Here is a 4,811-nt window from a genome sequence, read left to right as displayed (position 1 = left end):
GTGGATTATGGCTCGTGGTAACCCCACCCCTGCCCACCCCGCTGGCGGGGAGGGTTTATCCCCCCTGCCCCCCTTGCTAAGGGGGGTGAAGAAGGGGCGGCTTGCGTTTTGCGTTTTGCGTTTGGCTTTTTGCGTACGACGTACGACGTACGACGCACGACCCGCATCCGACGTACGACCCGCGCCCCGCGCCCGGCCATCGGCTATGGGCTATCAGCGTTCAGCGTCCGACATCCCCCCATCGGCCACCGGCAGTTCAATTCCCCTCTCACAAGCGGCTAAGATGGTGCAGGTATCTTTGCGCCATGAAGCGACTGGGTCTTTTCTTACTTTTATTGCTGGGCCTGGCCCTAGCCGCCCCCATCGAAGATGTGGAGGTTCGCGGCGGGGACACGGTTTTGCAGGCCCTCGCCCGTATCGCGCTGCCCTTCGGGGTGGGGGATGAGCCGGGCGACCTCGAGGCCGCCCGCAAGGCGGTGCTGGACACCGGGTATTTCAAGGACGCCAAGGTGCGGCTGGAGGGCAACAAGCTCATCGTGGAGGTCGTGCCCAACCCGCCGGTCGAGAGCGTGACCGTCGAGAGCAAGGTCTTCCCCCAGGCCACGCTCGTACGCTTCCTCGAGACCCAGTTCGCCATCGGCCCGGAGGTCACCTACAACGCCAAGAAGGCCCGCGAGGCCGCCGACGGGCTGGCGCAGGCCTACCGCCAGCAGGGCTTCCCCTTCTTCCCGGTCATCAACGTCAAGGCCGAGGAAGGCAGCAAGGGCGTCAAGCTCACCTTCAGCGTCGAGGAGAACCCCGAGCTGAAGAAGGTCGAGGTGGGCGAGGCGGCCTACGTGCCGCGCGACCGCCTGCAGGCCATCTTCAACACCATCCCCCAGGACGGCCGCTTCGACGTCCAGCGCTACATGGAGGCCGTCAACCAGGCCAACCAGCTCTACAACGCCGCCGGCTACCGCGGCAGCGGGGTGGACACCGAGCAGACCCAGTTGCAAGACGGCACCCTCAAGGTGGCCCTGCGCGAGCTTAAGGTGGCCGAGATCCGCGCCGAGGGCCTCGAGGCCGGCGACCTCGGCCTCAAGGCCGGCGACCCCTTCAACTACGACAAGCTCCTCGACAGCGTCAACGCGCTGTCGCGGCGCCTGGAGCGCAACATCGAGCCCCAGCTCGAGCTCACCCCCGCCGGCGTGCGCATCACCCTCAAGCAGGGGGCCGAGCGCTACGGCCCCATCACCGAGGTGCGCGTCGAGGGGAACACCGCCTTCCCCAAGGAGCGGCTGCTCGAGCGCGTCCGCCTCAAGCCCGGCGACATCTACAACCCAGCGCTCGCCCAGGAGGACTTCGGGCGCATCCTCAGCCTCTACCGCGAGGCCGGTTACGAGATCGTCGCCCAGCCGCAGATCCGCTTCCAGGACGGGGTCTACACCCAGACCATCCAGGAGATCCGCATCGAGGGCTACGAGATCAACGCCGGCGAGAACCCCCGCACCCAGCGCGAGACCATCCTGCGCTACCTGCCCCAGCCCGGCACCCTCTACTCCGTCGCCGCGCTGCGCTCGGGCCTGACCAGCATCGTGCGCAGCGGCATCCTGGCCGAGCCGCCGCAGGTCAACCTCAAGCAGGGCTCGGCCCCCGACAAGGTCATCGTGACGCTGGGGCTCAAGGAGGCCCGCACCCTGCAACTCCTGCCCACGCTGGGCTGGAGCAGCATCGAGGGCTGGTCGGGGAGCCTGCGCGTCGCCGACACCAACCTCTGGGGCCTGCTGCACAACGGCAGCCTCGAGCTCTCCTTCGGCCAGAACGACGCGGGCGACCCCATCTCCTTCAGCATCTCCTACCAGATCCCCTGGCTCTACGCCGACTTCGCCGACTTCAAGGAGGTCAGCACCTCGGTGGGCGTCTCGCTCTACACCGTGCCCAGCCCCAACAACCCCCTCCTCGACGCCAACGACAACAAGACCGGCTGGGAGTTCACCGAGCGCAAGACCGGCTTCCGCGTCGGCATCAGCCGCCCGCTCTCCAAGGACCTGCCCAACCTGCGCCTGGGGCTGGGGCTGCGCTACGAGTACGTGGTGCCCAAGCTCGAGACCGGCAACGCCCCCAAGCCCTGCAGCGACCCCGACGCCCCCGACAACTGCACCGACCTCAGCGAGGACGAGGCCCGGGCCCTGATGGAAAAGCCCTACGGCACCTTCCGCCTCGAGGGCAACGCCTCGTACGGCCAGGTCAACAACCCCCGCTTCCCCACCCAGGGCTTCAGCACCGACCTCCAGACCGCCTTCGGCATCACCACCACCCAGGGCGAGTCGGCCAAGACCTTCGTGCCCTTCTCCATCACCGGCAAGACCTACTTCGGCCTCGACGGCGCAGGCCGCCAGGCGATCGCCCTGCGCCTCTCGACGGGCGTGGTGCTGGGCAACCCGCCCGAGAGCCAGCGCTTCTTCCTCGGCGGCGCCGTGGACGACCTCAGCACCCTGCGCGGCTACGACCCCCGCACCCTCAGCGGCATCTACCTGCTGTCGGGCGGGGTGGAGTACCGCTACGACTTCGGCCTGAGCCCCAGCGGCGCCGGCACCAACATCTACGCCGTGGCCTTCACCGACTTCGGCAGTGCCTGGGGCCCCAGCGACCCCTTCGGGCTCAAGCTGGGCTACGGGCTGGGCCTGGTGGTCGAGCTCGACGTGCTGGGCGCGCTGCTGCCGCCCTTCCGCGTGGAGTACGGCTTCAGCCCGGAGAACCCCGGCGGCAAGTTCTACTTCCGCTTCGGCTCCTGGTTCTAGCCGTCCCGCTTGACCGGGGCCTCGAGGGGTTGCCTCGAGGCCCCTTCCTTGCACTCTGGCCCAGAACCGGCCTTCGGGTTGTATGCTGGAGCGCGGCCGGAAAGCTGGGCAGCAGGACCAGAGGGTGCTGCCACCGGGCATTTCCTCGCTTAGTGAAGGTTGGAACGTATGAGGTTAATGCACGCTCATTCAAGCCTTAAGAAAGCCTCAACACAGGGTGAGGCTTTTCTTAGGAAGTGGGTATCATGGGGCCGATGAAGGCCTTCCCGGCGGCGCGGGGCATGGCCCTCGAGGACAGCGTCGAGGGCTTCTGGGAGCGCTTCGCGGCGCACGCCCAGGAGTGGCCCATCGCCCCGGAGCCCTTCGGTAGCCCGATCCTCGAACTGCTCACCCCCTCGGGCATCCTCCACGCCTTCGACCGGGGCTTCACCCCGGCCCCGCGTAGCCCCGTGCGGGTGGTGCTGCACGGCGTGGTGGAGTCGGCTGAGCCCGCCGAGGCGGGCGGCATCAGCCACCTGGGCGGGGGCCGCTACGAGCTGCGCGGCCGGGTGGTGCGGGCGCTGGAGCGCGGGTTCTACCTCTTCGCGGTGGGCAGCCCCGAGGTGCTGTTCGTGCTGGCCTCGAGCCAGCCGCTTGAAGCCGAACAACCCCTGGCGGTCCGGCTGGCGCCGCCTTTGATGGCCTTCCGACCCTAGCCATGGCGAACAGCACCTGCACCCGCTGTGGTCACGCCAACCCCCCGCAGGCCGACTTCTGCGTGCGCTGCGGCACCCCGCTGCACCCGGCCTACACCCAGGAGCGGCGCTGGGTGACGGTGCTGTTCTTCGACCTCTCGCGCTTCACCGAGTACCTGCTGGCCCACCCGCTCGAGGACACCTGGCGCACCGTGGACGGCGCCTTGCAGCAGGCCGCCCAGGAGGTGCGTAACCGCGGCGGCACCGTGGACAAGTTCTTCGGCGACGGCATCCTGGCGGTCTTCGGGGCCCAGCGCAGCCAGGACAACGACGCCGAGGCCGCGCTCGAGGCCGCCCGCAGCATGGTGGCCTCCAGCCCGCTGCCGGCGCGGGTGGGGGTGGCGAGCGGGCTGGTGCTGCGCACCCCGCTGGGCGGGGGGATGGCGGGCGACCAGACCGTGCTGGGCCCGGCGGTGAACCTCGCCCAGCGCCTCTCGGCGGCGGCCCCGCCGGGGGAGGTGTGGTGCGACGAGGTGACCATCCGGCTGGTGCCGCGCGCGCGGGTCGAGGCCATGCCCGCCCAGGTGCTCAAGGGCTACGCCGAGCCGCTGGCCCCGCTGAGCTACCTGGGGCTCAGCGAGGAGCCCCAGGAGATCGTGGGCCGCGAGTACGAGCTCGCCCAGCTCCAGGCCGCGCTCGAGGCCGTGCAGCGCGGCCAGCCGCGGCGGGTGGTGATCCACGGGCCCATGGGCATCGGCAAGAGCCACCTGGTGCAGCACTTCCTGCGCGGCCTGCCCAAGGGGGTGCGCGGGCTGCTCGCGCCCCGGGTGGGCACCTCCACCGCGCTGCGGCAGGCCATCCGGCAGGGCCTCGAGCCCTTCGTCAAGGGCAGCTTAGCCCAGTGGGTGCAGGGCATGGACCTCAACGAGCCCAGCGAGGCCGCGCTGGCCTACACCCTGGGCCTCACCGACCAGCCCGACCTCGAGCCCCGCGACCTCGAGCGCTACCTCATCCAGGGCTGGCGGGCGGCGCTGGAGATGCTGGCCCAGCAGTCGCCGCTGGTGCTGGTGCTCGAGGACCTGCACTCCACCGAGCCGGCCATCCTCGAGTTCACCCGCCAGGCCCCCGAGGGGCGGGTGCTGATGGTGATGACCGCGCGCCGCAACCGCTGGTCGCGCGGCCCCGACCTGCAGATCCTCGAGCTCGCCCCCCTCAGCCTGCAGGACTCCGAGCGGCTGGCGCGCGCCTGGCAGCCGGCGCTCGAGCCGCGGCGGGCCCTGACGCTGGCGGGCCTGAGCGCGGGCTTCCCGCTGGTGCTGCGCGCGCTCATCACCCACCCCCAGGGCGAGCCCGAGCC

The 4,811-nt window shown here is 70.1% G+C and carries 3 protein-coding genes; all 3 read left to right on the top strand.

Going from position 1 to position 4,811, the window contains the following annotated elements:
- Positions 1 to 305 precede the first annotated feature (305 nt).
- Positions 306 to 2,780, top strand: coding sequence for a BamA/OMP85 family outer membrane protein (locus Mterra_RS18890; RefSeq protein WP_119316543.1), 2,475 nt, complete (start codon positions 306 to 308; stop codon positions 2,778 to 2,780).
- Positions 2,781 to 3,034: 254 nt separating this feature from the next.
- Positions 3,035 to 3,475 (top strand): hypothetical protein, encoded by a 441-nt coding sequence (locus Mterra_RS18885; protein ID WP_245971696.1) that lies wholly within the window; start codon positions 3,035 to 3,037, stop codon positions 3,473 to 3,475.
- A gap of 2 nt (positions 3,476 to 3,477) precedes the next feature.
- Positions 3,478 to 4,811: AAA family ATPase (locus Mterra_RS18880; RefSeq protein WP_147372947.1), on the top strand; the 1,334-nt coding region annotated here is incomplete at its 3' end.

It is taken from the genome of Calidithermus terrae, assembly GCF_003574345.1.
Taxonomy (GTDB): Bacteria; Deinococcota; Deinococci; order Deinococcales; family Thermaceae; genus Calidithermus; species Calidithermus chliarophilus.
Note: the sequence above shows the minus strand (reverse complement) of the source record. Positions and strands in the feature narration are given on the sequence as shown.

What these genes read in the sequence shown, in the direction of transcription:
- Mterra_RS18885 (WP_245971696.1), top strand. Translation starts at nt 3,035, where the DNA reads ATGAAGGCCTTCCCGGCGGCGCGGGGCATGGCCCTCGAGGACAGCGTC.
- Mterra_RS18890 (WP_119316543.1), top strand. Translation starts at nt 306, where the DNA reads ATGAAGCGACTGGGTCTTTTCTTACTTTTATTGCTGGGCCTGGCCCTA.